This window comes from Streptomyces calidiresistens (assembly GCF_014141525.1).
Taxonomy (GTDB): domain Bacteria; phylum Actinomycetota; class Actinomycetes; order Streptomycetales; family Streptomycetaceae; genus Streptomyces; species Streptomyces calidiresistens.
Genome location: NZ_VKHS01001618.1, coordinates 1 through 393 on the forward strand (window position 1 = coordinate 1; position 393 = coordinate 393).

General features: G+C 74.6%; 1 pseudogene. It reads left to right on the forward strand.

From position 1 onward, the window contains the following. Nucleotides 1-83 precede the first annotated feature (83 nt). Nucleotides 84-393, forward strand: a pseudogene (locus FOE67_RS28530) (hypothetical protein); the annotation flags it as partial.

The window sequence follows — 393 nt, forward strand, 5'->3', positions numbered from 1 at the left end:
GAGGAAACACCCCGCCTTCCCTCTCCCGCCCTCTCGGCGAAATCGCCGCCCCGGAAAACGCCGACCCCGGCGAAACCGTCCCGGTGGCGGAAAACCCGGGCGGGAACCCCGGCGGCGGGAAATCCCCGGTCGTCGAACCGGACGCCGAACCGGTCGGCGAGGCGGTGATGCGCGTCGCGCATGCCCTGCGGCGGCGTGATCCGAGGTTGCTGCTCTCGGAGCGGGAGTGCCGGACCCTGGCACCGGGCATCACCGCCTGGCTGAACCGGGGCACGAGCGAGGCGGAGGTGGTCCGGTCGCTGTGCCAGGGGTTGCCGACGGTGCTGCGCGGCCGGGCGGCGGGCATCCTGGCCTGGCGCCTGCGCGAACACCTCCCCCCACCCGCACCGGTGG